The sequence below is a fragment of the Sphingobium sp. 22B genome (assembly GCF_001580035.1).
Taxonomy (GTDB): domain Bacteria; phylum Pseudomonadota; class Alphaproteobacteria; order Sphingomonadales; family Sphingomonadaceae; genus Sphingobium; species Sphingobium fuliginis.
Genome location: NZ_LTAB01000099.1, coordinates 1 through 347, shown reverse-complemented (window position 1 = coordinate 347; position 347 = coordinate 1). Strand labels below are relative to the sequence as shown.

1 protein-coding gene is annotated in these 347 nt (G+C 43.8%); it reads right to left on the bottom strand.

Translation table 11 applies throughout. The features are described 5' to 3' along the window. A partial coding sequence (locus A0J57_RS25800) for an efflux RND transporter periplasmic adaptor subunit (protein WP_153023186.1) occupies positions 1 to 347 on the bottom strand: 347 nt, incomplete at both ends.

Sequence of the window (347 nt, the reverse complement as noted above, 5' to 3'; positions counted from 1 at the left end):
TGTATAAGAGACAGACCTTGAATTGTTCCGGCCCGTCCTTTACGAAGACTACGGATTTTCCTTCGATAGTTTGAACCGCCAAAATAGGGACATATACAATCCCTGATGGCACCTTGGATCTACTAAATTCGACCTGTGCAAACGAACCGGTTTGTATGTGATTGTTTTGGTTATTGATAACGATTCGAACCCGCGATGTCCTCGTATCTTCATTCAATCGGGGGTCAATATAACTCACTCTTCCGGCTATTTTTCTACCTTCTAGCACGACTTGTGCGGTCATTCCCAGCTGTATGTTCGGCATCTCATTTTCAGGAACGTTTGCAATCACCCAGAGAGTTGAAATA